General features: G+C 61.1%; 22 protein-coding genes. 8 read left to right on the forward strand and 14 right to left on the reverse strand.

Annotated features, from left to right (window positions below):
• Positions 1-83 precede the first annotated feature (83 nt).
• The 8 genes from fis to AAE484_RS07940 form a co-directional block, all read right to left on the reverse strand.
• Positions 84-431, reverse strand: a complete 348-nt coding sequence (gene fis / locus AAE484_RS07905) for a DNA-binding transcriptional regulator Fis (protein ID WP_445928839.1) — start codon at positions 429-431, stop codon at positions 84-86.
• Positions 428-1,417 carry a tRNA dihydrouridine synthase DusB gene (gene dusB, locus AAE484_RS07910; protein WP_341937822.1) on the reverse strand — a complete coding sequence of 330 codons (990 nt, stop codon included), beginning with the start codon at positions 1,415-1,417 and terminating at the stop codon, positions 428-430. The genes fis and dusB overlap by 4 nt, the downstream gene beginning before the upstream one ends.
• 149 nt (positions 1,418-1,566) lie before the next feature.
• Positions 1,567-2,964 carry a DUF3426 domain-containing protein gene (locus AAE484_RS07915; protein WP_341937823.1) on the reverse strand — a complete coding sequence of 466 codons (1,398 nt, stop codon included), beginning with the start codon at positions 2,962-2,964 and terminating at the stop codon, positions 1,567-1,569.
• A 92-nt stretch (positions 2,965-3,056) separates the two neighbouring features.
• Positions 3,057-3,941, reverse strand: coding sequence for a 50S ribosomal protein L11 methyltransferase (gene prmA, locus AAE484_RS07920; RefSeq protein WP_341937824.1), 885 nt, complete (start codon positions 3,939-3,941; stop codon positions 3,057-3,059).
• 138 nt (positions 3,942-4,079) lie between these two features.
• Positions 4,080-5,423 (reverse strand): acetyl-CoA carboxylase biotin carboxylase subunit, encoded by a 1,344-nt coding sequence (accC, locus tag AAE484_RS07925; RefSeq protein WP_341937825.1) that lies wholly within the window; start codon positions 5,421-5,423, stop codon positions 4,080-4,082.
• 24 nt (positions 5,424-5,447) lie between these two features.
• Positions 5,448-5,909: an acetyl-CoA carboxylase biotin carboxyl carrier protein gene (gene accB, locus AAE484_RS07930; protein WP_341937826.1), complete on the reverse strand. Its 462-nt coding sequence runs from the start codon at positions 5,907-5,909 to the stop codon at positions 5,448-5,450.
• Between the two features lie 62 nt (positions 5,910-5,971).
• Positions 5,972-6,418 carry a type II 3-dehydroquinate dehydratase gene (aroQ, locus tag AAE484_RS07935; RefSeq protein WP_341937827.1) on the reverse strand — a complete coding sequence of 149 codons (447 nt, stop codon included), beginning with the start codon at positions 6,416-6,418 and terminating at the stop codon, positions 5,972-5,974.
• 318 nt (positions 6,419-6,736) lie between these two features.
• Complete coding sequence (locus AAE484_RS07940; RefSeq protein ID WP_341937828.1) at positions 6,737-8,524, reverse strand: protein-disulfide reductase DsbD family protein; 1,788 nt, start codon at positions 8,522-8,524, stop codon at positions 6,737-6,739.
• A gap of 230 nt (positions 8,525-8,754) precedes the next feature.
• On the opposite strand from AAE484_RS07940, the gene AAE484_RS07945 reads away from it, so the two are divergent.
• A complete protein-coding gene (locus tag AAE484_RS07945) occupies positions 8,755-9,210 on the forward strand; it encodes a copper chaperone PCu(A)C (RefSeq protein WP_341937829.1) in 456 nt (151 codons plus the stop codon).
• A gap of 34 nt (positions 9,211-9,244) precedes the next feature.
• Positions 9,245-10,318 carry a DUF2333 family protein gene (locus tag AAE484_RS07950; RefSeq protein WP_341937830.1) on the forward strand — a complete coding sequence of 358 codons (1,074 nt, stop codon included), beginning with the start codon at positions 9,245-9,247 and terminating at the stop codon, positions 10,316-10,318.
• Between the two features lie 28 nt (positions 10,319-10,346).
• Here AAE484_RS07950 and AAE484_RS07955 read toward each other — a convergent pair whose 3' ends face one another.
• Positions 10,347-12,899 carry a sensor domain-containing protein gene (locus AAE484_RS07955; RefSeq protein WP_341937831.1) on the reverse strand — a complete coding sequence of 851 codons (2,553 nt, stop codon included), beginning with the start codon at positions 12,897-12,899 and terminating at the stop codon, positions 10,347-10,349.
• 265 nt (positions 12,900-13,164) lie between these two features.
• Here AAE484_RS07955 and AAE484_RS07960 point away from each other — a divergent pair, with 265 nt between their 5' ends.
• Both AAE484_RS07960 and AAE484_RS07965 read left to right on the forward strand, forming a co-directional pair.
• The gene (locus AAE484_RS07960; RefSeq protein WP_341937832.1) at positions 13,165-14,097 is read left to right on the forward strand and encodes a sodium-dependent bicarbonate transport family permease; all 933 of its coding nucleotides are present in this window, start codon (positions 13,165-13,167) and stop codon (positions 14,095-14,097) included.
• A gap of 89 nt (positions 14,098-14,186) precedes the next feature.
• Entirely contained in the window at positions 14,187-14,588 is a 402-nt protein-coding gene (locus AAE484_RS07965) for an SMI1/KNR4 family protein (RefSeq protein ID WP_341937833.1), read from the forward strand.
• Between the two features lie 60 nt (positions 14,589-14,648).
• On the opposite strand, the gene AAE484_RS07970 is transcribed toward AAE484_RS07965, so the two are convergent.
• The 4 genes from AAE484_RS07970 to AAE484_RS07985 form a co-directional block, all read right to left on the reverse strand.
• Positions 14,649-16,364 (reverse strand): sodium:solute symporter family protein, encoded by a 1,716-nt coding sequence (locus AAE484_RS07970; protein ID WP_341937891.1) that lies wholly within the window; start codon positions 16,362-16,364, stop codon positions 14,649-14,651.
• A 3-nt stretch (positions 16,365-16,367) separates the two neighbouring features.
• A complete protein-coding gene (locus tag AAE484_RS07975) occupies positions 16,368-16,640 on the reverse strand; it encodes a DUF4212 domain-containing protein (RefSeq protein WP_341937834.1) in 273 nt (90 codons plus the stop codon).
• A gap of 215 nt (positions 16,641-16,855) precedes the next feature.
• Positions 16,856-19,639 carry a DUF349 domain-containing protein gene (locus tag AAE484_RS07980; protein ID WP_341937835.1) on the reverse strand — a complete coding sequence of 928 codons (2,784 nt, stop codon included), beginning with the start codon at positions 19,637-19,639 and terminating at the stop codon, positions 16,856-16,858.
• Positions 19,640-19,715: 76 nt separating this feature from the next.
• A complete protein-coding gene (locus AAE484_RS07985; RefSeq protein ID WP_341937836.1) occupies positions 19,716-20,819 on the reverse strand; it encodes a phosphoribosylaminoimidazolesuccinocarboxamide synthase in 1,104 nt (367 codons plus the stop codon).
• A 290-nt stretch (positions 20,820-21,109) separates the two neighbouring features.
• Here AAE484_RS07985 and AAE484_RS07990 point away from each other — a divergent pair, with 290 nt between their 5' ends.
• From AAE484_RS07990 to AAE484_RS08005, 4 genes are read left to right on the forward strand one after another with little or no spacing between them, the layout of a single operon-like run.
• Positions 21,110-21,355 carry a hypothetical protein gene (locus AAE484_RS07990; RefSeq protein ID WP_341937837.1) on the forward strand — a complete coding sequence of 82 codons (246 nt, stop codon included), beginning with the start codon at positions 21,110-21,112 and terminating at the stop codon, positions 21,353-21,355.
• A complete protein-coding gene (locus AAE484_RS07995) occupies positions 21,345-23,438 on the forward strand; it encodes a hypothetical protein (RefSeq protein ID WP_341937838.1) in 2,094 nt (697 codons plus the stop codon). Before AAE484_RS07990 ends, AAE484_RS07995 begins: the two co-directional genes overlap by 11 nt.
• Positions 23,435-23,623 carry a hypothetical protein gene (locus AAE484_RS08000; RefSeq protein WP_341937839.1) on the forward strand — a complete coding sequence of 63 codons (189 nt, stop codon included), beginning with the start codon at positions 23,435-23,437 and terminating at the stop codon, positions 23,621-23,623. The genes AAE484_RS07995 and AAE484_RS08000 overlap by 4 nt, the downstream gene beginning before the upstream one ends.
• Positions 23,620-25,395: a hypothetical protein gene (locus tag AAE484_RS08005; protein WP_341937840.1), complete on the forward strand. Its 1,776-nt coding sequence runs from the start codon at positions 23,620-23,622 to the stop codon at positions 25,393-25,395. Before AAE484_RS08000 ends, AAE484_RS08005 begins: the two co-directional genes overlap by 4 nt.
• 36 nt (positions 25,396-25,431) lie before the next feature.
• Here AAE484_RS08005 and AAE484_RS08010 read toward each other — a convergent pair whose 3' ends face one another.
• Positions 25,432-26,430 carry an LLM class flavin-dependent oxidoreductase gene (locus AAE484_RS08010; RefSeq protein WP_341937841.1) on the reverse strand — a complete coding sequence of 333 codons (999 nt, stop codon included), beginning with the start codon at positions 26,428-26,430 and terminating at the stop codon, positions 25,432-25,434.
• Positions 26,431-26,487: the final 57 nt, after the last annotated feature.

Genomic DNA, 26,487 nt, shown 5'->3' on the forward strand with positions numbered 1-26,487 from the left:
ATGGGTCAAAAAGCCGATGACGTTTACCAAAGCAAAGGGGGTGGCTTTGGGCCACCCCCCTGGATCAATCTGTGGGCCGTCGATCAGAGCAGATCGTATTGCTTGAGCTTCTTGCGTAGTGTCCCTCGATTCAGACCCAGCACGTGCGCGGCGCGGGTCTGATTGTGACGGGTGTACTTGAGTACGATTTCGAGCAGGGGGGCTTCCACTTCCGCCATGACCATGTTGTAGACATCGCTCACCGGTTGCCCGTCCAGGTTCTGGAAGTAGTTTTCCATGGCCTGCTCCACACAACCTCGCAGGGACCCTCCATGACTCGGGGTATGCTCTCCGTGTGTCAGAGTGTGCTGTCCGTGAGCCGGGGTGTGCTCTTGGCCGTTGGCGCCCTCCGTGGGAGCCGCCTCGGCCAGTAGATTTTCTGCTGTGCTCATGCCGCTTGATCCTCTCTAGCTATCAGCTGTCCAAAAAAATGTTGAACGCTGTCGTGTTGTTCTTGGGCGCTGTCCATACGGTTGAAAGCCTGGCGGAAGGACTCACTGTCGGAGACCGTCTGCAGGTACCACCCGAGGTGCTTACGGGCAATACGCGGTCCCATGAAATCGCCATAGAAACCGTAAAGTTCACGCAAATGACTGCAAAGAATATCCCTGACTTCCGTCAGGGAGGGTTCCGGGGTCCACTGACCGTAACGCAGGTAGTGGTCCACTTCCCGGAAAATCCAGGGGCGCCCCTGGGCGGCCCGGCCGATCATGACCGCCTGGGCGCCGGTATAATCGAGCACCCGACGCGCCTTGCGCGGTGTGTCGATATCGCCGTTGGCGAACACTGGCAGGTTCACAGCATCCACTACGGCGGCAATGGTATCGTATTCCGCCTCGCCCTGATAACGGCAGGCCCGGGTGCGGCCATGAACCGCCAGGGCGGCGATTCCGGTATCTTCGGCCATCCGGGCCACCCGCACCGCATTTCGGTGGTCGAGGTCCCAGCCGGTGCGGATTTTCAACGTGACCGGCAAATCGACGGCCTCGACCACGGCTTTGAGTATCTCCGCCACCAGGGGCTCGTCGCGTAACAACGCTGACCCGGCGGCCTTTTTGCACACTTTTTTGGCCGGGCAGCCCATATTGATGTCGATGATCTGGGCGCCGTTGTCGGCATTGAGTCGAGCGGCCTCAGCCATTGTTTCCGGATCACCGCCGGCGATCTGTACGGAGATCGGTTCGGCCTCTCCGGCATGATCCAGGCGCAACTGGCTTTTGCGGCTGCCCCAGAGGCTCGAGTCCGAGGTCACCATCTCCGAGACCACCAGCCCCGCGCCCAGGTTCCGGCACAGCTGGCGAAACGGCCGGTCGGTAACCCCCGCCATGGGGGCGAGAATGACCTGGCTGTCGATGCGATAGGGACCGATCTGGAACACGGATAAATGACCTTTAATCGAGGAAGCAATGAGCCCCGGAAAAGGTCCGACATGATACCCGTTTGGCTCGAAATTGGGAACGAGCAAATGCTCATAAGCGGTGTTTTTTTGACCACATTCCCAAAAATGAAAGCAGATTATGGCGCCACTCAATCAGGAATATAGGCGCGATAGTTTACCGCTTCTTCTCCGGGGTCGACCAGTTCCAGGGTCAGGTGAACGGGCTGATTGGGTGGCATGGACTCCCGGCCCGCCAGCTCGCCGGACAGGTACTCATCCGGGGAGAAGCGCCGGGCGGCCACAGCTTCGCCGTTGAGGTCGCTGAATTCCAGGATCAGGTCGGGAAAGGATTGGGCGAAGCCGGCATTGTTGAGCAGGATGGCATCGACCACCAGAGCGTTCTCCCGATCCGGGTGGTTGCGCACCACCAGGTTGTAGGCCCGGATGCGGCTGCGGTCTTCCAGGGTAGGCAGGGTGCAGCCGAGCACACCACAGGCCGTGGCGTAGACAGAGCGATAAGGCTCTATCCGGCTCAGGCGGTCAAACTGCAGCCAGGCCACCTGGACCAGAATCAACAGGAGCGCGACCAGAGCCAACCCTCCCCAGAGCCATTTGCGTCGCTGCTGACGGTGGTGCTGCCGGGTCCAGGTCATTTCCACCGGTTCCGGGTCGATGTTCATCAACAGTGCGCTGCGTTCGGGGTCGCGGGCACGCAGGTGCTCCCCTCGGTAGCCCGACTCTTCAGTGCTGTCGCTCGGCTCCATGTGAAAGTTCATGTGCTCACTGTCCCTGGACGCCTGCTCCAGTTCGGCGTCGGTGGGCTCTTCCACCAGTTCAAAGCTGGGGCGTGAAGGTTCCCCCGAGGGTTTGCTCAGTGAGACGTCGGCACTGGAGGACTCTTCCTCCTCCTCGAGCAGGCTCATGGCCCAGGATTCGTCGGTGTCGTCAGTGGGTTCCTGGTCCTGCTCGCTTTCGGGTTTCGGGGCCCGTTCGAACAGCGAGTGGCTGCTGGCGCGGGACTGCTTGCCGATGCCAAACGGGTCCTCTTCCTCGCTCGTCCTGCTTTCGCCCATGTCGTCGCTGATCAGAAAGTCATCGTCGTCCAGCTGGCTCCACTCCTCGTCGATGCGCTCCTGATCAAAACTCAGCTGTCGCTCTTTGGTTTCGGGCTTCGTCGTCGATGAGCGGCTCTCGGAGGGGGCTCGCGCGGGTTTGCGTTCTGACTGAGAGGCCGGTTTGCCGGTTTCCGTATTCGGCTGGCGGGGAGTGGCCTTCGGGCCGGCGGCTGGAGGCCGGGCACCCGCTGTGGTTTTGGTGGAGGGCCGGGTTGGCGTGGCGCTCCGGGCGGTATCGCCATTGGGCTTTCGCACCAGTGCCGAGCTCGTCTCGGCTTCGCTGGCCGCGCCTACCAGGTGATCCCGGGCTTTGAAGATATGCAGACAAGCACCACAGCGCACCGCCCCACGGGCGGATTGGAGCTGCGCCGGGGTAATCCGGAAGGAGGTTCCACACTGAGGGCAGCGGGTTACCATCTGGGTGCTGGTCATGGCTTTGGCGATCCTCTTCTTTTCGGTAACGCTACCGGCACTTAGTTTCGGTACCGCTCCCGGCTCTTTCGGTAACGCTTCCCGGCGATCGGTCAGGGGCGTACTTTTGTGCCGGTCAGGCGAACCCATTCTTCGCGTTGCGCAACCGGATCAAAATCGAACCAGGGGCGGTAGGCATCCATGACCGTGTCGGCCTGGGTAGCAAGGATGCCCGAGAGGCAGATTTTACCGCCATTGCGGGTCATTTGCTGAAGTTTCGGCGCCAGCTGTACCAGGGGGCCGGCCAGAATGTTGGCGAGCATGATATCGGCCGGCGCCTCGGGACACTTTGCCGGCAAGTAGACCGGCATGGCATCCTCGGGCAAGCCGTTGCGCCGGGCATTGTCCCGGGTGGCCAGCAGTGCCTGGGGGTCAATATCCACACCCACCACGTGGCGCGCGCCCAGCAGCAAAGCGGCCACACCCAGGATACCCGAGCCACACCCGTAATCCACCAGTTCGAGCCCCTCGACCGGCTGGGCGTCCAGCCATTCCAGGCAGAGGAAAGTGGTCGGATGGGTGCCGGTGCCAAAGGCGAGCCCCGGGTCCAGCATCAGGTTGACCTTGTCCGGCTCCGGAGGTTCCTGCCAGCTGGGGCAGACCCAGAGTCGCTCGCCGCAGCGAATCGCCTGGTAGTGGCTCATCCACTCCCGCTCCCAGTCCTTGTCCTCCAGCTGTTCCCAGTGATGCTCCGGCAGAGCCCGTCCCCAGGCGTCGGCGAGCCGACGCAGGACCGCACTCGTGCCTACTTCGGCGTCGTAGAGCCCGGTCAGGCGCACCTGGTCCCACAGGGGTGTCTCCCCCAGAGCGGGTTCCAGTATGGGCTGATCGGCGTTGTCTTCCAGGGTCACCGACACGGCACCGCTGGCGAGCAGCAGATCTTCGAGCGGCTCGGCGGCTTTGCGATCGGTAGTGATTTTGAGCTGTAGCCAGGGCATGGAGTCGGGTCTTTGTGGGTGCGTTCAGGCGATGGGCGCGACAATGGTTGGCGGGTGGGTCGACGCCAGATGACCGTCAATCTCCTGGCGTCGGGTAGGGCAGGTAAGCGCAAGCGCCACCTGCCTCTGTCCACTCTCTTAGCTCGCCAGCTTCTTTTCCAGGTAATGGATGTTGACCCCGCCTTTGCGGAACTCCTCGTCCCGCACCAGCCACTGGTGCAGGGAGATGTTGGTGCGGATGCCATCGATCACGGTTTCTTCCAGGGCGTGGCGCATGCGATTGAGCGCCTCCTCCCGGTTATCCCCATAGGTAATGATCTTGGCCACCATGGAGTCGTAGTTGGGAGGTACGGTATAGCCGCAGTACAGATGCGAATCCACACGCACACCCAGGCCGCCCGGTGGGTGGAAGGTCTTGACCTTGCCCGGGCAGGGCATGAACGTCTTCGGGTCCTCGGCATTGATCCGGCACTCGAACGAATGGCCGCGGATGACGATATCCTCCTGCGTGAGTGACAGCTTCTGCCCGGAACAGACGCGGATCTGCTCCTTGATGATGTCAACGCCGGTGACCATCTCCGATACCGGATGCTCCACCTGGATGCGGGTGTTCATCTCGATAAAGTAGAAGTGGCCGTCTTCGTACAGGAACTCGAAGGTGCCGGCACCCTTGTAGCCCATTTTGATACAGGCGTTGACGCAGGCCTCGGCCGTGGACTGGCGCACATCGTCGGGAATGCCCGGTGCCGGTGCCTCCTCGATCACCTTCTGGTGCCGACGCTGCAGAGAGCAGTCCCGGTCGCCCAGGTGGATGGCGTTGCCCTGGCCGTCGGACAATACCTGAATTTCCACATGGCGCGGATTCTGGAGAAACTTCTCCATATAGACGGTATCGTCGCCAAACGCCGACTTGGCTTCGTTCTGGGTGATGTGGATCGAGTTCATCAGTGAGGCTTCGGTATGCACCACGCGCATACCCCGTCCGCCGCCACCGGCGGCCGCCTTGATGATCACCGGGTAGCCGACCTCGCGCCCCATGGCGAGACACCGGTCCCGGTCCTGGGCCGGCAAGGGGCCATCGGAGCCGGGTACCGTGGGTACGCCCGCCTTTTTCATGGCGGCAATGGCGGCGACCTTGTCGCCCATCATGCGAATGGTTTCCGGGTCGGGCCCGATGAACACAAAGCCGCTTTTCTGTACCTGCTCGGCAAAGTCAGCGTTTTCCGCCAGAAAGCCGTAACCCGGGTGCACGGCCACCGAGTCGGTCACTTCCATGGCGCTGATGATGGCCGGAATGTTCAGGTAGCTCTTGGCAGAGGGGTTGGGGCCGATACACACGGACTCATCCGCCAGGCGCACATGCTTCAGGTCCCGGTCGACCTGTGAGTGAACCGCGACGGTCTTGATGCCCATCTCTTTGCAGGCGCGCAGGATGCGCAGGGCAATTTCGCCGCGATTGGCGATCAATACTTTCTCAAACATAAACCAAATCCTCGGCTCTGGATTTTAAACAATCGTTACCAGGGGTTGATCAAACTCAACCGGCTCGCCGTCGTCCACGAGTATGGCTTCGATCACGCCCGCCTTGTCGGCTTCGATTTGGTTCATCATCTTCATCGCTTCAATAATGCAGATAACATCGCCCGCCTTGACGTGTTTTCCGACTTCCACAAAGGTGGGGGAGCCGGGGCTGGGGGAGCGGTAGAAGGTGCCCACCATCGGGGACTTCACCACGTGGCCGCCGGGCTCTTCGGCCACTGGCGCGGCGCTGGCTTCGGGCGCGGGTGCCGGAGCGGCCGCTGGAGCTGCCTGGGCCGGAGCCTGCTGCATGGGCGCACTGGTAAAGTACTGTGCGTGGGGGTTATTGCGGCTGATACGGACGGATTCCTCGCCCTCTTTGATTTCCAGCTCGCCGACATCGGACTCTTCCAGCAGCTCGATCAGCTTTTTGATTTTGCGAATATCCATTGGGCCCTCTCTTTAATGCAACGGATGAATGAGTTTGGCTGCCAGGGGCAGCGGGTAAAGTATCAGTTGTCTGTTTCCAGCGCGCGCAGGGCAGCCTGCAGAGCCAGCTCGTAGCTGGTGGCGCCGAAGCCACAGATCACCCCCCGGGCGATGTCCGAGAAATAGGAGTGCTGGCGAAAGGCTTCGCGACTGTGCACGTTGGACAGGTGAACCTCAATAAAAGGAATGGCGACGGCCAGGAGTGCGTCCCGCAGCGCCACGCTGGTATGAGTGAAAGCGGCGGGGTTGAACAGGATGAAATCCACTCCGTCCCGGCTGGCCTCGTGAATGCGGTCAATCAGTTCATACTCGGCATTGCTCTGCAGGCTGAGCAGGTGGTGGCCGCTGGCCCGACACTGTTCGGTCAGCGCCTGATTGATGCTCTCCAGAGTCTGGGCCCCATAGATGCCGGGCTCACGTTGCCCGAGCATGTTCAGGTTGGGGCCGTGTAAAACCAGAATGGTTGCCATGATCAATCCCGTTATTGCCTCAAAGGATGCTGAACACCGTCAGATACCGCCCGGTGATCGGCCTCGGTGGCACATTATGGGGGCGAGTTTGCCGCAAAAAAGCAACAGTGTCCACGGTCAGCGCGGCTTTTTATCAAATTGGATTCAAATGTCGGCAAGATGCCGGACGTTCGGCCTGTTATTGAGTTTGTTAGCTTGTAGACCCCGCTGATCGACACACCCGGAGGCTGTTTTCGCAACAAAGCCCGCACACTTAGTTACAAGATAGCAGAGGATCGAGAAAAGTGTGCGAAAAATGGGTTAACGTCGGTAAATATTTCAGATATTGCCAGCTTCTTCGGACTCTATCGCTTGCAGCAGGTGTTTTTTGCGCAATAGCTGGGGTAACACCTCTCCAGGCCCGGAGTGTCCGGCCGGGAACCAGAGGTACAGAGGCACGCCGCTGCGATCGTAATCTTCCAGCAGTCGGGTAATGGCCGGGTCGCGGTTGGTCCAGTCGCCCTTGAGGGTGGCGACATTGTGCTGGTCGAAGGCCGCCTCGATCCTGTCCGTGTCCAGGGTGACCTGCTCGTTGGCGAGGCAGGTCAGGCACCAGTCGGCGGTGAGGTTGACGAACACCGGCCGGTCCTGAGCGCGCAGTTCGGCCAGCCGGTTGGCGGAATAGGGCTCCCAGCGGTCGGTTTCGGCCGACTCGTTGAGTGACTGCCAGGGCAAAAACAGAGCGGCGGCCCAGGCACTCAACACCAGCGCCCGTCGGCTCCAGAGCCCAAAGCCCGAGCTGAGCGAGCGAGTGCCCAGCCAGCCGGCAAAGGCAATGGCCAGGGCGCCGAGGCAGAGGGCAATGATGGCATCGGTGCCAGCCTGTCGCCCCAGGACCCACAACAGCCAGATGGCCGTGAGATAAAGGGGAAAGGCGAGAACCTGCTTGAGCGTCTCCATCCAGGGGCCGGGCCGGGGCAGGTGGCGGACCAGCGCGGGGACATAGCACAGCAGCAGCAGGGGCAGGGCCATGCCCAGGCCCAGGGCGACGAACACGCTCAGACTCACCAGCGGGGGCTGGGTCAGGGCGAAGCCCAGCGCGGCGCCCATAAAGGGAGCGGTGCAGGGGCTGGCGACCACGGCGGCCAGAACACCGGTAAAGAAAGAGCCGGTCAGCCCGGTGCGCTGGGTCAGGCTCTGCCCGACGCCCATCCAGCGAGTGCCCAGAGGCAGAAGCCCCGAGAGGCTCAGCCCCAACACAAAAAACAGGTAGGCGAGCGCCGCAATCAACAGAGGCGATTGCAGCTGGAAGCCCCAGCCAATGGCCTCGCCGCCGGCCCGGGCCAGCAGCAGGATACCGGCGAACACCAGAAAACAGGCGACAATGCCGGCCGTGTAGGCCCAACCGTGCAGTGGCAGTCGGGCGCGATCGGCCTGTGCCAGACTCATGACCTTGATGGAAAGCACCGGGAACACACAGGGCATGAGGTTGAGGATGATACCGCCCAATAGTGCCAGCAAGAGGATGTAGGGGAGCCAGGTGGTGGCCGTCTCGGGGGCGGCGGAGCCGGCGCTTGACCCGGGACCCGAGTCCGGGGTCGTGCCGGCGGCCGCGGCCTGAATGTCCACATCGCCACTGGCCGGGTCTACCGAGAGGGTATCGACTTGCGGGGGGTAGCAGAGCCCGGCATCGGCACAGCCCTGGGACTCGACCCGCAGAGTGAAGGTTTCGGCATCCTTGGGCAGGTCCATCCGGATGGTGGCACTGTCGTAGTAGACGTCCATGTCTTTTTCAAAGTACTCGTCGTACTTTTCGACGGTGTTGTCACTGAACGCCGGGTCAAACCCTTCGGGCTCGGGGGTGGCACTCAGGCGGAACCGCTCTTTATACAGATAGTAGTCGGGTGCGATCTCCCAGTGAACGACGAGCTGGCTGTCGTAAAGGCGGGCTTCGATCTGAAAGGCCTCGGTGACTGGCAGAAAGTCGTCCCCGCCGCCCAGCAGGCTGTCGTTCTGGTTGCTCTGCCCGGAGCTTATCGGGTCCTGGGCCAAAACAGGCGCGGTGCCGACGAGCAGTAGCAGGCCGAAAAAGCGAATCAACAAATTCTGGTGTAAAAGTGTCAGCATGGGTAGAGCCATTTTCCGCGTTGCGTGACTGATCTGGCGGCGGGAGCGTATCATACCCCCAGCCGCTGCAGGATTCGGCGCACCGGCCCCGCCCCACTGGGACCCCCGGTGGCTGGTGTAAGTTCGGGCATTGTAGCCGAAGTGGAGTGGAAAAACTGCCAACTGGCTCGCGCGCCCCCATGACATTGCAGGGCCGAAAGGCACTGCGAAACTGAAAAGAGAGACTGTGTATGCGATTGTTGACCCTGACTCTGCTGACCTTGCTCAGCGTTGCGGCCTGGGCCGAATCCAGGCCTGAAGCGGCCGCCACCATTGAAGTGATTGACGCCACGGTTCGGGTGCCGATCCCGGGTAAGGACAACAGCTCCGCCTACTTTCTGCTGCGCAATCCCGGTGATCGGGAGCACGTACTGGTGGACGTGCACGCCGAGTTCGCCGAGCGCGCCGAGTTGCACCGCCATGAAACCCGCGATGGCATGATGCGGATGCGTCGGGTGGATTCGGTCACTCTCGCTCCTGGGGCCGAGGTGCGCTTTCAGTCGGGGGGCTATCACGTCATGCTGTTCAAGCTCAATCGTCGCCCGCGCACCGGAGATCCGCTAGACTTGATTCTGGAGTTCGATGACGGCAGCCGCCAGACCGTCACCGCCCATGCGGTCAGCGTCTTTGACCGCCCTCACCACTAACGCGGCGTCTATTAATAAAGTAGGGAGTGCCAACATGCCTGTGTCCAGAACCAAACAACTGTGGATCACCACCCGTCGCAAACTGCGCGACACCTTTGCCAATACCCGTGAAGATGTGTCGCGTGCCGGAATCTGGTTGAAGCTGGCGGCCGCCGTTGTGGCTTTGTACCTGGTGCTGGCGCTGGGCCTGGGGGTCTACTGGAGCATGACGCCGGGCTTTTTCGATGTGCGCGACAATGTGGAGTCGGAGCTGGCGACCAGTGGCAGCGAGCCGAACCGCGGGGTGGTGATGACCGCGACTCTGGTCAAGGTGACCGAGACTCTGCTGGATAAACCCGGTGGTTTTCTCACCAACGATATCAGTCTGCCGGGTATCTGGCTGGACAATATGCCCAGCTGGGAGTACGGCGTGGTGATTCAGGTGCGCGATGCGGTCAAAGCCATGCGCGAGGCCTTCAGTCGCTCACAGTCCCAGTCGCGCGAAGATGAAGATCTGGCACTGGCCGAATCGCGGCTGAATTTCAACACTGACAGCTGGATCATGCCCGCCACAGAGCGCCAGTACCGCGAAGGCATTGATTTCATGCGCAACTACCTGGAGCGTTTGAGCGGTGCGAATGGCAGTAATGCGGAGTTCTATACCCGCGCGGATAACCTGCGCTACTGGTTGAGCACTGTCGAAACCCGCCTGGGCAGCCTGTCGCAGCGCCTGAGCGCCAGCGTTGGACAGCGTCGCCTCAATACCGACTTCCCGGTCCAGATGGGGGAAACCGAGGAGGTTTCACCCAGTGAGGTTGTGGTGAAAACGCCCTGGACGGCGCTGGATAATGTCTATTACGAGGCGCGAGGCTCGGCCTGGGCGCTGATCCATCTGCTCAAGGCGGCAGAAATCGAGTTTGCCGATGTGCTGGATGACAAAAACGCCCGCGTCAGCCTGGGCCAGATCGTGCGCGAACTGGAAGCCACCCAGCGTCCGGTGATGAGCCCCATGATTCTCAACGGCAGTGGCTTTGGCCTGCTCGCCAACCACTCGCTGGTCATGGCCTCCTATATTTCCCGGGCCAATGCGGCGCTGATCGATCTGCGCAGTCTGCTGGATCGGGGCTGATCACCCTGTTGCTCACTCCTCGTTGTGATCAACGCTCGGGGTAGGGCTTTTTATCCCGCATCAGAGTGGCGAATTCGCCCGGTCCCACCGGACGGCTGAAGTAGAAGCCCTGGGATTGGTCACAGGAATGATCCCGGAGGAAGGTCTCCTGCTCCACCGTCTCCACCCCCTCGGCCACAACGGTCAGGCTCAGCGTCCGACCCATGGCAATGATGGCCTGGGTGATGGCCTGGTCCTCCCGATCGGCGGGGATGTCACGAATGAATGACCGGTCCACCTTGAGGGTGTCAATCGGAAAGCGCTTGATCTGGGCGAGGGAGGAGTAGCCCACGCCAAAGTCGTCGATGGCCAGCCGGACGCCGAGCGCTTTGATGGCCGTGAGAATCCGGATCGCCCGCTCGGCGTCCTGCATCACCATGCCCTCGGTAATTTCCAGTTCGAGCAGTTCGGGCTTCATGCCCGACTCATTGAGTGCCGTGGCGATATCCTCGACCAGGTGTTCATCAAAAAACTGCCTCGCCGACAAGTTGACCGCCATGCAGATGGGAGGCAACCCCTCTTCCTGCCACGCCATATTCTGCTCGCACGCTGTTTTGAGTACCCAGCGACCGATGATGACGATCAGCCCTGTCTCTTCCGCCAGGGGAATGAACTGGGCCGGAGAGACGATGCCCAGGTCCGGGTGTTGCCAGCGTACCAGGGCCTCCACGCCGGCGATCTCGCCGCTTTTCAGGTTGCGCTTGGCCTGGTAATGGAGAAAGAACTGATTGCGCTCCAGGGCGAGGCGCAGGTTGTTTTCCAGCATCAGTCGCTCCAGCGAGCGCTCCTGGATGTCGGGGGAATAAAACTGGTAGGTGTTCTTGCCTTCCGCCTTGGCCCGATACATGGCGATATCGGCGTTTTTCATCAGCGTCTGCTCGTCGTCCGCATCGGTCGGGTACATGCAGATGCCGATGCTGGCGGTGACCCGGCATTCCTGTCCCAGAATCGTGACCGGCCTGACCGCCGCCGAGATCAGCTTCTGGGCGACGTTGCTGACCTTGTCGGGGGTCTCGACCTCCTGCAGCAGGATGACAAACTCGTCCCCGCCCAGTCGGGCAACGGTATCGCTGGAGCGCAGGCAGTCGGTAAAGCGGTGTGCCAATGCTTTCAACAGGGTGTCACCGGCGTCGTGGCCCAGGGTATCGTTGATGGTTTTGAAGCGATCCAGGTCCACGAACAACACCGCGAGTTTGCGCTGGTAGCGGCGCGCGGATTCGATCGCGATGTTCAGAATTTCGCTGAACATGAAGCGATTGGGAAGTCCGGTCAGGCTGTCGTGGGTTGCCAGATAGTGAACGTGTTCCTCCGAGCGTTTGCGCTCGGTAATATCCTGGCCGATACCGCGATACCCCTGAAAGTGGCCCAGGTCATCATACATGGGCAGTCCGCTGAGGCTCAGGTAAACGGTTTCCCCGTTGGAGGCGAGGCGACGCAGTTCGAGATCCCGAAAGGGTTCGCGCCTGGCGGTCAAGCTTTGGTGTTCCAGCCAGGCATGACCGAGCGGCTCAGTGCCGGGAAGTTCTTGCACTGTTTTGTCCAGAACGTCGGATTTCTGGAACCCGGAGCGGGCGTTGGCGTCGGTAAAATCGATAAATCGCAGCTGCTCGTCCTGTTCCCAGTACCAGTCCGAGGAAAGCTCGGTCAGGCTGCGAAACCGCTCTTCGCTGCGGCGTAGCGCCCGCTCGACTTCGCGCCGTTTGGAGATATCCCGCCCGATTCCGACCAGGCCGACAATCTGGCCGGCATCATTGCGCACCGGGACTTTACTGGTCAGCAACCAGCGGGTTTTCCCGGTTTCGGTGTTGACGCTGGGCTCTTCCCGATCGAGCAGAGGCTTCCCCGAGCGCAACAGCTGCTGCTCGTCATCGAAGTACTGCTGGGCCAGATCCTCCGGAAAGTAATTGAAGTCACTCGTGCCCAGGATTTCCGCCTGCGAGGTTCCCATGCTGTCGGTGACCGCCCGATTGGCGAGCAGAAACCGGCTCTGGTCGTCTTTGGCGTAGATGTTGTCGGGCATGGAGTCGATCAGTGTGCGCATCAGATGGCGCTCTTTTTCCAGCGTCTCGGCCAGTTTTTTCAGCTCCTCGGTGCGCTCATTGACGCGCTGTTCCAGCTCGGCATTCAGGCGGCGGGCTTCAAACTCCGCCTCTTTGGTTGTGGTGATGTCACGGCTGATGCCGATCACACCGATTACTTTGCCATTTTCGTCCTCTAGTGGCACCTTGGTGGTGGAGTACCAGCGGGGCCGGCCGGTGGCGGCATCATTGAGCCGCTCTTCCCGGTCAATCAGAGGCTGGCCCGACCGGATCACGTTCTGATCATCCTCGTAGTAGCCCCGGGCCATCTCCTCCGGATGGTAGTCAAAGTCCCACTTTCCCAGCACCTCTCTGGAGGATTGGACCCCGAACGCGCGCGCCAGGGCGGCATTGACGAACAGGAAGCGGCCCTCCCGGTCTTTGGCGTAAATCAGGTCCAGTGTGTGCTCGCCCAGGGTTCGCAGCAGCAGCGGCTCCAGATGGGCACTATCTTTTATGGGCATATGTGGGTCCGATATTATAGGGAAATCTGTTTGTAGTCGGATTCACCATTATAGGGAAAATACGGCCAGTGGGGGCTATGTCGGTAGAAACCGGCCGGTGCGCACATTGGTATCGACCGGCGGGCGGAAGCCCGGATGGCGTCGCTTCATGGACGATGGTCTATAACGTTTTGGTATTAAACATATTTGTCATAATAGTCCCAAGTGGGGATAATCGCCACCGGTCTTAACGGCCCTCAAACAGGGCCTCAATCGGGAGAACGCTGTGCCGGATATTGTCATTGCCTTTTTTGCCCTGGGCCTGTTGGCCGGGGTACTCAAGTCGGATCTGAAAGTTCCCGGCGCTGTTTACGAAACCCTGTCGATACTCCTGATGCTCACCCTGGGCCTGAAGGGTGGCCTCGCCCTGCACGGCAGCTCTGACAGTGGGGCGCTGCTTGATCTGGTGCTGATCGCCGCGCTCGGCCTGATGATTCCTGTGGTCCTCTACCCTCTGCTTCGGCGTCTGGTCCGGTTGGATACCGCCGACGCGGTGAGCATCGCGGCCCACTACGGGTCGGTCAGTGCCGGCACCTTTGCCGTGGCTCTGGCGTTGGCCGAGAAAGCCGACATGTCTCTGGCGCCTGAAACAACATTATATCTGGTGCTGCTGGAACTGCCAGCACTGATTGTGATGCTCTGGTGGTACCAGAAGCAGAAAGGCAGCTCTCACACCCAGATGGGCGTCTGGCATGAAGCCCTGACCAACCGCAACATCCTGCTGCTGGTGGGGGGCGTGGTGATCGGTTGGAGTTACGGTCCCGAGGGCCTGGCACCCATTACGCCGACCCTTATGGGCGGGTTCAAGACCTTTCTGGCGCTGTTTCTGCTGGAGATGGGCATCTGTACCGCCCGGGCCTGCATTCCTCTGCCGATCCAACAGTGGCGCCTGCTGTTGTTTGCGGCGGTCGCCCCCTTTGTGCTGGCCTGGGTCGGTCTGGGGCTTGGCGTCTGGCTGGGGCTGCCAGCGGGCAGTGTGCTGGTGTTGGCCGCCCTGGCGGCGAGTGCCTCCTACATCGCGGCGCCGGCGGCCATTCGCGCCGCCGTGCCTGAGGCCAACATCGGTCTGGCGATGTTGGCGTCGCTGGGGATCACTTTCCCCATCAATGTGCTGATCGGTCTGCCACTGTATCAGCAGTGGGTGCTCTGGCTGACCTGATTTTTGGCAGGTAGGGTCAATACGGGCTTGTCAGCCCCCGGGCGGGGCGCTAGCATTGGCCCGCCAAATTCATCACTCAAGAGCCTACAATGGAAGACACCCTGAGGCGCCTGCGCGCCGCCCATCAACCCATTCCCGTTCCTCTGGAACTGCCCAGCCACGAGGCGTTGGTGGATGTGGAAGAGGAATTGCTGCTGCCGATACCAAGGGAAATGCGCCGCTTCCTGATGGAAGCCAGCGATATCGTCACCGGTTCGCTGGAGCCGGTGACGGCCGCTGACCCGCACGCCCACACCCACTTGTCGGAAGTGGCGGCCACCGCCTGGTCCAGAGGGGTGCCGCGCTACCTCTTGCCTCTGTGCGAGGTGAACAGTAACTATTACTGCGTCGACCCCGATGGCGAAGTGGTTTATTGGCGCGACGGCGACCTGACCGACGAGACCTGGGATGACGTCTGGCAGTGGGCGAGTGAGGTCTGGCTGGAGAGTTGATCGGTGGGCCGGGCGCCTCGGCTCAATCAAAGCCGAGGCGTCCGGCCCGGGATCACCCGGTCAGTGCCCCTTGGGGCCGCTGGAGCCCTGGGGAAAGCGGATGCTCTCGACCAGGTCCTGAATATGAGGTGGTGCATCCGGTGTGTACCAGCGCACGGTCAGCGCCACCGCCAGGTTCAGCAACATCCCCACAAACCCGATGCCTTCCGGTGAGATGCCCAGCAGCCAGTATTCCGGGGTGTTGGGCAGCAATGGCTCGAAAAACACCCCCTTGAACACCAGAATATAGCCGGCGGTAAAGATCAGACCGCTGAGCATGCCACTGACCGCGCCCCACTGGTTCATGGGCTTGAAGAAAATACCCATGATGATGGCGGGAAAGAAGCTCGCCGCCGCCAGACCGAAGGCAAAGGCGACCACTTCCGCCACAAAGCCGGGCGGGTTGATCCCCAGATAGCCCGCCAGACCGATGGCGCCGGCCGCCGCCAGTCGGGCGAACAGCAGCTCCTGCTTCTCGGTGATCCGTGGCATCAGGTTGCGTTTGAGCAGGTCGTGAGACACCGAGGTGGAAATGACCAGCAACAGACCGGCCGCTGTGGACAGAGCCGCGGCCAGACCGCCGGCGGCCACCAGGGCGATTACCCAGTTGGGTAGCTCGGCAATTTCGGGATTGGCCAGCACCATGATATCCGGGTCGATGGTCATCTCGTTGCGCTCGTCGCCACTGTAAAACAGTCGGCCGTCCTGGTTTTTATCCTCCCAGCTGATCAGCCCGGTAGTCTCCCAGGTTTCCACCCATTCGGGCATGTTTTCGCGCGGCACGCCCTGGGCTTCCGGACCGTTGATGGTCTCGAACATATTGACCCGGGCGAACGCACCCACGGCTGGCGCCGTGGTATAGAGAATGGCGATGAACAGCAGGGCCCAGCCGGCGCTTTTGCGCGCATCCCGCACCTTGGGCACGGTAAAGAAGCGCACGATCACATGGGGCAGACCCGCGGTGCCCACCATCAGTGCCGCCGTAATACAGAACATATCAATGGTGGATTTCTTGCCCTCGGTGTAGGCGGTAAAGCCCAGCTCCCGAGTCAGGCCATCGAGCCGGTCCAGCAGGTAGGTGCCCGAGCCGTCGGCCATCTGACTGCCAAAACCCAGTTGGGGAATCGGGTTGCCGGTGATCAGCAGGCTGATGTAAATGGCCGGTACCGTGTAGGCAAAAATCATCACACAGTATTGCGCCACCTGGGTATAGGTGATGCCTTTCATGCCCCCCAGCACCGCGTAGAAAAAGACCACGCCCATGCCGATCAGCACGCCGGTGGTGACTTCCACTTCCAGAAAGCGCGAAAACACCACACCCACGCCACGCATCTGCCCGGCCACATAGGTGAAGGAGACAAAAATGGCGCAGATGACCGCCACGGTGCGGGCCATCTGGGAGTAGTAGCGGTCGCCGATAAAATCCGGGACGGTGAACTTGCCGAATTTGCGCAGGTAGGGCGCCAGACAGAGCGCCAACAGCACGTAACCGCCGGTCCAGCCCATGAGGTAGACACTGCCGTCGTAGCCCAGAAAGGCGATCAGCCCCGCCATGGAAATGAAGGAGGCGGCCGACATCCAGTCGGCGGCCGTGGCCATGCCGTTGGCGACCGGGTGTACCCCACCCCCGGCAATGTAAAAGTCGTTGGTGCTGCCGGCACGGGACCAGACGGCAATGCCGATATAAATTGCAAAGGTGGTGCCTACCACCAGATAGATCAGTGTTTGAGCTTCTATGGACTACTCCTCGTCTTCCCGGACACCAAAGCGGCGGTCGAGCTGATTCATTTTGTAGACATACACGAATATCAGGACCAGGAAGGTGTAGATGGAGCCCTGCTGGGCGAACCAGAAGCCGAGCTTGAAGCCGCCCATGCGGATTTCATTGAGTTGATCGACAAACAGAATGCCGGCACCAAAGGAGACGATGAACCAGATACTCAGCAATACCGCCAGCAGTTTGATGTTGGCACGCCAGTATTGCTTGGCGGCTTCTTTGGAAACAAAGGCCATACAACATCCTCGTTTTTTATTGGTTATATCATTCAGGGTAGTGAAGATTAAACGCGCCAACGTGGCAATGCAAGGTGAGCCGCTAAGCGCCAGTCCTCCGTTACCTTAAAGCGCACTGTGTACTTTTAAGCGCACCCCACCGACCTATCGTTGAGCCAAGCGTGATAAATGCCGTCATGCTCGCCTTGGGGCGCCTTCCTTGGGGCGCCCTGGCGTTACGACGTCTTCCAGTTGGCCAGAAAGCGGGTCAGCAGACGGGAGTAATCCGGGTCCGATACCCCGCCCAGGCTCAACCACTCCAGCAGCAACCCATCCCGGGAGTCTTCCTGCTGTCCCAGGCCCTGTTGCAGCTGCTGAATCTGATAGTCCATGCGCCGCGATTTGTCTTCTGCCGGTGTTTCCCGCTCGGTGAGAATTTCAGCCCGTATGCACAGCAGGTGCAGTGCCTCCAGGTTCTGCTGTTGTTGCTCGGCGCTGAGCTGTGTGGCCTCCTCCAGTCGCTGTTCGAGCCGGGCGCGGCTGTCGCCGGGCCACTGCTCAACGGCCTGGAGGGCGATGTCGGCCTCCTCCCGCGCAGCGGTGGTGCCACTGTTTTCCAGGCTGGCCAGCTCGAGGGCCCGCACGGCCTCGGCCGCATTGAGCAGCTGTTGTTCCTGGCGCGCCCTGGCCTGATGACGCACTTCGGCCTGGCGATGGTCGAGCGCTTTGAGGGCCTTGTGAAATTCGTCGTTGATCGCCTGAATGCGTTGGCGGGGCAATTCGCCCAGGTTGTGGAAGGCCGCTTTCAGCTCTGAGGTGCGCGTGCGCAGCGCGCCGGCGCTTTCCGGCCCATTGTCCAGCAGTCCGCGCAGCTGCTGGATGATCTTCTCCGCCTCTTCAGCGTGGGCGTTGCGCTCCTGATCGGCGGCCTGAAACTGCTCCTGGCGGCGCTCGAAAATGGCGTCGCAGTGCTGGCGAAACTGTTTCCACAGAGCCTGGTCATCCCGCGGCCGACATGACCCCACGGTTTTCCACTGAGCCTGCAGTTGTTTGGCTCCCTCGATGGCCTGATGCAGGTCGCTCTGCTCGGTCAGCTCGCGGGCGCGCGCCACCAGCGCTTCCTTGGCGGCGCGATGGGCCTCGTAGGCCTCGCTGAGCTTGCCGTGCAACTGGTCCATGAGGGGCTCAAAGCGCGCTTCCTGCTCCTTGATCGACTGGCGCGGCACCGGCCAGGCGTCGCGCCATTCGCGCCGGGCCTGTTTGAGGGTGTGCTCCACGTCTTTCCAGACAGGATGATCCCAGTCGTAACCCTCGAGGTACTGCTCGAGCTGTTCGATCAGGGTGTCTCGCTTGGCCTGATGGGCTTCGCGCTCGCGCGCCTGGGTTTCAAAAAACTCTTTGCAGGGCTCAAAGGCTTTGTGGGAGGCCTCCTGGAACAGATGCCAGAGCGACTCATCGTGGTGGGGCACGCCCTTGCTCACTTCGCGCCAGTCGTCCTGCAGCTGGTGGATCTTGCGGGCCAGCTCATCCGGGGGCAGGGTGCTGTTTTCCAGCTCGGTCATGGCGCGAATCAGCGTTTCTTTTTTGGGGGTGACGGCGAACTCATGCCAGTCACTCAGCCGCTCGATGGCCTCGTCCAGCTCGGTCAACTTGCCTGCCAGATGGTTGGACAGATGCTCGATCCCTTCGCGCTTCTCCAGCGTCGCCCGATGCAGACCGCGCGCGCGGCGCACCTGGCCTCGCTGGGCCGCCCCCAGCCCCTGGCGGGTCAGCCCTTCCAGTTCCCGAACCCGTTTGCGCTCGGTATGTTCGGCCGCTTTTTCGGCCTCTTCAATCTCTTTGAGCTCTTCCAGGGCGGCGGCCACCGGCTCCGGGTGCGGCTCACCCAGAGCATTTCGGGCGCCTTTGAGCAGCGGCTGCAACTGCTGCCGTGCCGCCGCTTTGCTCTCGTCGGTGTCAGCGAGCTTCAATTGCTCCAGCCAGTGGCTGACGCTGCCCCGTTCGCGCAGTTGCTCCAGCAGTTGCCGGGCCCGCTCTCTCTGGCGTTGCAGGCGGGCCTGTTGATTTTCATTGAGCGCGGCGAGCGCCTGGCCGAGCGCTTCGAGCTGGGCGGGGAAGGTCTCGCCGGCGAGGGTGTCGTTATCGGCTTCATACAGCGCACGCAATAGCGCCTGGGTCTGTGCCTCGGCCTCCTGTAAGCGCTCCTGGGCCCGATTTTTTTCGGCCTCCCGGGCCTGTTCTTCCGCCTGCACCTGAGCTTCGGCTTCACGCTCGGCGGCTTCCTGGTCGCGCAGCTGCTGCAGCGCCTGCTGATAGCGCTGGGCCGTGGCCTCCGGCGGTTCCACCGTCAGGGCAGCCCAGTCCTGGGCGAGTTTGTCCAGTTTGGCCTGGCGCAGAGGGTCCTGTTCGACCCGCGCCAGTTGCTCGAGCTTCTCGCAGAGCACCAGAGCCTGGGCCTCGGATTCGGCCCGGCGGGCATCCTCGGCTTTGTAGGCTTCCAGGCGGGTTTTGGCCAGTTTGTAGACGGTTTTGTCACGGCCCTGGGCGGACTTGTAGAGTTTCTCCAGCTCGCGGCGGGTGCTGATGCGCTCGGCCGCGGCGCGACGGATCTGGATGCTGGCGCCGTTGATGGCGAGTTCCAGTAGCAGTTCCGGCTCACTGATCTGGTCCAGTACCTGCTGGCCGGCGCGCGCGGAATAGCTGCTCAGTGAGAGTAACTGCGACTGGTCGGCGACCGCCTTGGTCAGCTCTTCCAGCGTCAGGTGCTCGGCTTCGAGCATCTGCCCGATGCGTTTGCGCGCGGCCTGCTGCAGACGGCCGCTGTTGTCGTTGAGCGCCAGGTTCAGCAGGGTCTGGTTGTAGCTCAGATAGTTGAGCGCCGCTTCGCGCAATGCCTCCTGGGCGTCGCTCTGTACCAGGGCGAGCAGATCCGCCTCCGGCTGGCCTTCCAGGGCCTCGATTTGCTCTTCCAGTGTGGGTTGGCGAGAGCGGGAGCCAAATAAACGCTTCAGTGGTGACATAGCAGTGGGGCTCGCTAAAGGAATTTATGGTTATTGTACCCCGCCGGGCGGCCTTGTGGCCCGTACCGGGGTAATTCTAATCGACCAGGCCGTACTGGTCGCGCAACAATTCGACAATGTCGGCGCGCGGGTTGTCAGACAGGGCCAGCTTCTGGCCGGTGATCTTTTCGGCGATGGAGGTGTAGGTGGCGGACACTTCCATCAGAACCTCGCGCGGCAGCTCGGTTTTTTCCGCCAGAGCGGTGCGCTCCTCCATGCGGCTCTTGTCCAGCAGGACGTCCGGGTCCGGGAAGTAGTGTAGCAACAACTGGCGAAACTGTTCTTTGGACTTCTCCACAACCTGGCCACTCCGGTAGGCCGGGCCGTCCCAGATGCGGGAGGAGTCGGGAGTGCCCACTTCGTCCATGTAGATCAGCTTCTCCCGGCCCTCGGCATCGGTCACGTAGCCAAACTCGAATTTGGTGTCGACAAAAATCTGATCGAGCGTCTCCAGCTCCCGGCTGATCACCCGGAAACCGTCCTTGAGCAGCTTCTCGTAGAGGGCAATGTCCTCTTTGCGACGGAAGTTGAACGCCTGGTAGTGCTTCTCCAGGTCGGCCCGGCTGACATTGACGTCGTCGGCCTCGGGCACGCCGTCCAGCCCTCTGAGAATGCCTTTGGTGGAGGGGGTGATCAACAGCTCGGGCAGTTTCTGGTCCTTTTTCAGGCCATCGGGCAGGGTGATGCCGCAGAACTGGCGCTCGCCCCGCTCGTAGGCGCGCCACATGGAGCCGGTGATGTACTGGCGGCAGATCGCTTCGATCATCACCGGCCGGGCCTTCTGTACGATCCAGACCAGCGGGTGGGGAATGTCCAGTATATGACTGTCGGCCAGGCCCTCTTCGCGAAACCGCTGGAACCAGTGATTGGAGATGGCATTGAGCGCGGCGCCCTTGCCGGGGACCCCCTCCAGGCCGCCTTCGCCTTTCCAGAGGCACTCAAAGGCGGAAATCCGGTCGCTGATCACCATGATGGCCAGCGGTGCGTCCGGGGTGACCGGGTAGCCACGCTCGCGTATCAGACGCTCGCTGTCGGCGGCGGTCAGCCAGTACACCGAGCGGACTTTGCCGCTGTGGACCGGCTGGTCGGTCCGGATCGGGAGGTCGTCATTTACCGCCAAAACTGTATCCGCAAGAGGCATCGTTGATTGTCCGCAATCTGGCTGCGCGGCTGGGGCGCAGGCAAGGAAAAAGGAGGGCGCCGGGTGCGCGCCAAACGCGGGATGATACCAGATTTAGTGGGTATAGGTAGGCAGCTCAGGCGGGCGATCAGAGTGAGGCGTTGCGGTGGAATGTGTGGCGGATTCCAGGGTTGGGCAAGAGGCTAAGTTGTGTGTAAAATACATCGACATTGGCGGAAAAATCAACATGCCGAAAATAATCGGCTAAAAAAATAGCCGAACAGGGCCTGCGCATTATGACGGTGAAGAATATGAGGTGGGCAGTGGTTCTGTTGGTACTGTCGGGTTGTGCGGTGCACTCACCCGAGCCAGGCGCAACGCGCGAACCTGTGCCCAGCGTCGCGCTAGAGGAGCCGACCTCAGCCGACTCGGCGACGTCTACGGCCCCGGAAGCCCCACCCCTGTTGCGTCTGCCCCCTCCACCGACCGATGAATCCCTAGAGCTGGAAACCGCCACACCCATCACCATTGAGCTGCCAATCACCGATGAAGACTGATGCAATGCGGATGGGCACGCCTTTGGGCTGGTCCGTGCTGATGGTGGGGTTGTTGGCGCTCTACCTGGTGCCGGAGCTGATTTTCAACGCCAAACTGGTAGCCGTGGTCGGTGGCCGGGGCGGTGTCGAAGATGCTCTGCGTGGTATTGAGCTGTTCGGTCGGGCAGTCTCCGGGGTGGGTGTTTCACTGCTATTGGCGGACCTGTGGATTCGCGGCCGCCGTGCTCAGGGATGGATCAAGCCCCTGGGGTGGCTGGCGCTGTGTGTGATCGTGGTCTGGCCCCTGGTGTTTTTTGGCCAAAAGTGGTTGATCGACCGTTGGTTGATTGACCCCTCGTCGCCCGAGCAGCGCCAGCAGGCGGTGGTCAGTCAACTGTTGCGAGCCAGTCTTGCGGACAACACCATTGCCATCGACGGCATTCCGCCCAACGGTGGCGCGGATGCTGCTCCCAGCGCTGCCGAAATGACTTTTCTGACAGTCTTCGGGGCGCTTGTCTACGCTGACCCGGATCTCGTTCGGAGGGTAGAAGATCAGCGCGGCACCATTGCCCGCCAGTTTGTCCGCAACCGCGCCTACCGGGATTTTGATCAACATTATGCACGCTACCGGCAACTGCGGGGCCAGGTGCGCGAGCGCTATCAAATCTATCTGACCCATTACGATACCTACACCCGAGAGCTGCAGGGCGCACCCGATAGAGCCGAGGCGCTCTGGGTACAGGCGGAGGAACGTGTGCGCGAGGGCTGGGGGGACTATCAACAGGGGGTCGCGCAGCTGGAAGGACGGTCGGCTGAGCTGGCGGAGCAAATGGGACCGCGGATTTATGAGTATTTTGACCGCCGCAGTGGCTGTAGCACGGAGGGCTGTCGCGAACGGCTCGACCAACGCTACGATCAGCAAATGCAGCGCAGCCCCCTGGGTTATGTCGAGCCATCTCATTGGCTGATTGAAACCGAGGTTTCCACCTCCCGTAACCTGGTCAATACCGGTCTCATGGCCGCGCTGACCGGAGGCGTTTCGCTTCTGGCGCAAGGGGTGAACAAAGTCGCCGGCGGGGACGGAGGCTGGCAAGATAAATCCTACCACTACACCAACGATCAGGCGCACTACCGCGAGCGAATTCGTCCGTTGTTGGAACCGGATTTTCTTGAGCAGTCCGGGTACCCCTCAACTCTGGGTTCCTTGCACGAGTTTCGTGGTCATCCGACGACCGGACGCGGTCTGGTTCGCTGGGGTGCCAATGAAGGGGTGGTGCTGCCTTCAGGTTGGACCATGGATCAACGAGCGGTGTTTAACCTGATCGCGCAAGAAGCGGTGCGCGAACGGATCAATGCCCGGTGGCATGAACAGTCAGGCGGCATTGAGCCCGGCCTGTCTTGGGATGCGTTCCAACGCCACTCCAGTGTGCAGCGTTCCATTAAAGCGGCCATGGGTGACTTCTATGTGTCGGGAGCACTTGCCGACTGGAACAACCGTCAGTTCAAACAACAGGTGGTGGACCCGATGGTTAACCGCGAGGCTCGCCGGCTGGTGGCCGAAGTGGAGGCCCAAGCCGAGACCTTTGCTGACGGCGCGGCCAACGAAGCGCTGGCGAAGCGGGCCCTGCGAGCCACGCTGGTGCCGCCGATTTCCATGACCTTGTCCCTGGCGCTGGTGCTGATGACGCTGGTCAAGCTGCCACTGAAAATAGTCAGCCTATGGCGCGAGCGTCGGGGCACTTCTGTGGTTTGTCGCCGGGGTCGGGGAATAGCGCTGCAGGTCGGATTAGTACTGGGCGTGCTGGCCGCACCCGTATTGCTGAGCACGTTCTTTTTCTCCAACCCCTATGTCGAGCAGAACCGGGCGACGCAGCATTTTTTGAGCCAGGTTCGGGCGCACAGTAGCCCTTTGAGTTCACTGGCTCTGGGTTGGGCCTTGCGAGCACAGCCGGTACTGCTGCCGTTTGGCCTCGGGCTGGAAAGTCAACTACATGTTTACCACCATCTCCAGGTTCTGGAGCCTCGCCTCGATGGCTGGGATGAAGCGCTCAAAGGTATCGTTCACCGTTATCAAACCCTTAAAGACCGCGGAGTTGCGCAATGACAATGACACACAAAAGCATGCTGCTGATTTGGGCCTTGGTGCTTGGCGCCACGCTGATGGTATACCACGAGTTCGGTAGCCCTCAGCGCCCGACGATGGCCTCTTTTCAGGAGTCAATCCGCAGTCTGGGACGCACAGTGCATTATGTGATAGGCGGTGAGCAGGCGGCGGGGGACGAGCAATGAGCGAATCACAGTCGTTGAATGACCGGATACAAGCCTCGGCAGACCAAGCACTGTGCGATCAGTTCAATGCAACCAGAAGTACGGTTCGTGTAGCCGATGCAACCCAGGAAGTGGTGACACTCGACATCAATAAAACCTGGCGGTTGCGGGCGGAATCCAGCAAGGAGCGTTTGGTTGGGGTTCACCGCGGCAATTCATTCAACTCAGACGGGGACTGTACACGCGCGGTGCGGGAGACCTGCAAGCGCATTGAGCAAGGTGACGTTACTAATTACGTTGAGCGGCTTGAAAAGTACGTGGGCAGCGGCCTTAAGACGGCCGTCTGGTCTTCCAATACGAGTCTGGGCAAACATCCGGAAACCTGGCTTTATACTTACAACTGCTCACGCTGCAACGGCCAGGGGAAAAATCGGTGCAGTGGCTGTGGCGGTGCAGGGAAGTGTCGCTGTACGGCCTGTGCTGGCGGCAAAGTTCGTTGCAGTAGCTGCGCGGGTAGCGGTTGGTCCGGCACCGCGCCCTCCCGATATGCGTGCGGTGCCTGCCATGGTCAAGGACAGCTCACGTGTAACCAGTGTCGGGGGAGCTCGCAAGTCACCTGTGGCCGCTGCGGTGGTCGTGGTACCGAGTCGTGCGATCCCTGCCGGGAAACCGGGCATTTTACCGATCGACATTCAATCACCGTCAGTGGTGAGGGCAAGTTGAATCTTCGCTCACAGTCAGAACTGTCGTCCTGGCAGCAGCGGTACCTCCAAGCCGGGATCAATGGCGAAGTGAACTGGGCACCACTGCGCGACACCTGTGAGCTTGATGAGCCGAGTGTCGTACGGGCCACACCGGCCTATCCGATCAGCTTCGAGCTTCGAGGTTCAGAAACCTTCTCCGAGGCGAATTTGACAATAGGGAGCGTGAGGGGACGCGGTCTGTTCGTCGGGGATGGCTGCCGCGCCTATCAATTGGGTGACGTCGGCGACGGCCTGCTGGAGGTGTGCACAATGGCGCTCTACTCCGAAGACGATCAAAGTGATCTCAAAATGGGATTGAACAACGGCGTGGCGAAGCGTCTGCTTTCCAAGCGGGAGAACCCGGGCAGCATTGAACACACTGTTCTGCGCCAGGCGAGGATGGTTAGTCATTCAGCGATAGACGAATTTCTCGAAACTTATCAGGCACTGCTGCACCGCCTGCACGTTCGTCGCTCCGAGCATTCGGTTCGCGACTGGTTGCGAAAAGGAATCAAAATTGCCGTGTTCTTTCTGGTCGCGGTCGCCTTTCTGGATATGATTTACGCCAATCAAATCATGTGGGAATACGCCGGCCTGCACGCCGTGGCGACCAAGCCGATGGTGTTTATCAATAGCCTTTGGACTTACACCAGTTATTTCTGGTTTTTCGGTTTTCTTCCCACCCTTGGATTGCCGGCCATAGTGATATTGGTTGTGTATCTGGTGATTCGACGCTGGTTATTACCTCGCCGGAAAAAGGGCAAGCTACGCTTCCTTCTGGGCCTGCTGATGACCACACTGGGATTGATTACCGCCTACTGGTTGCTGGGGCCGCTGATATGGATGGTGCTCAATCGCCTGCCATCGCTGCCCGGCCTGGCCGAAATTGTCACCGGTGTGGTGCATAGCTTCCTGCTTTTGCCAGAGGCACTGTTGTTCGGCTTGCTAGTGTCAGTGCTGCGTTTGCGCGCCACCAAAGATCAGGCTCTGGAAAGCCACGTCACTGCCGTCGGCTCGGCGTCGTTGTTGCAAGATTTGGGTTATCGTTAATCAACCAGGTATGGCGTCCGTGCGGCGCCGTTCCCTCTAGTTCCCATCTCGAAGCGCCGCCAATAATTCCAACGTGCGAATGCGCACCGCCGGGTCGTACACGTCGGTGGTGAACATGAATTCGTCGATGGGCAGCTCCCGGCACAGGGTTTCCAGCTGCTCTCGTACCGTCCTTGGCCCGCCGACCACGGCCAGTCCCAGAAAGTCTTTCACGGCCGCTTCCTCCTCGGGTGACCAGAGTGGAGTCATATCCTCCACGGGTGGCTTGAGCCACAGGGGCTGGCCGCGCAGCAGCGCCAGGATGCGCTGGTGACTGGTGGTGGCCAGGTGGCGCGCTTCGGCGTCGGTGTCGGCGGCGATCAGGGGAATGCCCAGCATGGCGTAGGGTTGGCTCAGTGCCTCCGAGGGCTGAAAGTTTTCCCGATAGACGTGCAGCGCTTCGCGCACCAACCGCGGCGCGAAGTGGCCGGCGAAGGCGTAGGGCAGGCCTTTCTGTGCCGCGAGCTGGGCGCTGAACAGGCTGGAACCGAGCAGCCAGATGGGCACTTCGGTGCCCGCGCCGGGGATGGCTTTGAGTTTTTGCCCGGGTTGGAGCGGGGCGAGCAGTTGTTGCAGTAGACCCACCTCCTGGGGAAAGTCGTCGGCGGCGCGCATGTCCCGGCGCAGGGCGCGCATGGTGATGGCGTCGGTCCCGGGCGCGCGGCCCAGGCCCAGGTCGATGCGGCCGGGGTAGAGGCTGGCGAGGGTGCCAAACTGTTCGGCGATGACCAGCGGCGGGTGGTTGGGCAGCATGATGCCGCCGGAGCCGACTTTGATACGCTCGGTGCCGCCGGCGATGTGGCCGATGAGCACGGAGGTGGCGGCGCTGGCGATGCCTTCCATGTTGTGGTGTTCGGCGAGCCAGAAGCGTTCGAAGCCGAGTTGGTCGGCTTTTTGGGCATACTCAAGTGTGTCTCGCAGTGTGTCGGTGATGGAGCCGTTTTCTCTGACCGAGGCGAGTTCGAGCAGGGAGAATTTCTTTTCCTGGAGCAGCATACTTCGGTCTCCAATTGCGTGGGGGTTTGGTTGGGCGTTTTGTGTTTTGACGGGTGG

This window comes from Marinimicrobium sp. C2-29, assembly GCF_038419845.1.
GTDB lineage: Bacteria > Pseudomonadota > Gammaproteobacteria > Pseudomonadales > Cellvibrionaceae > Marinimicrobium.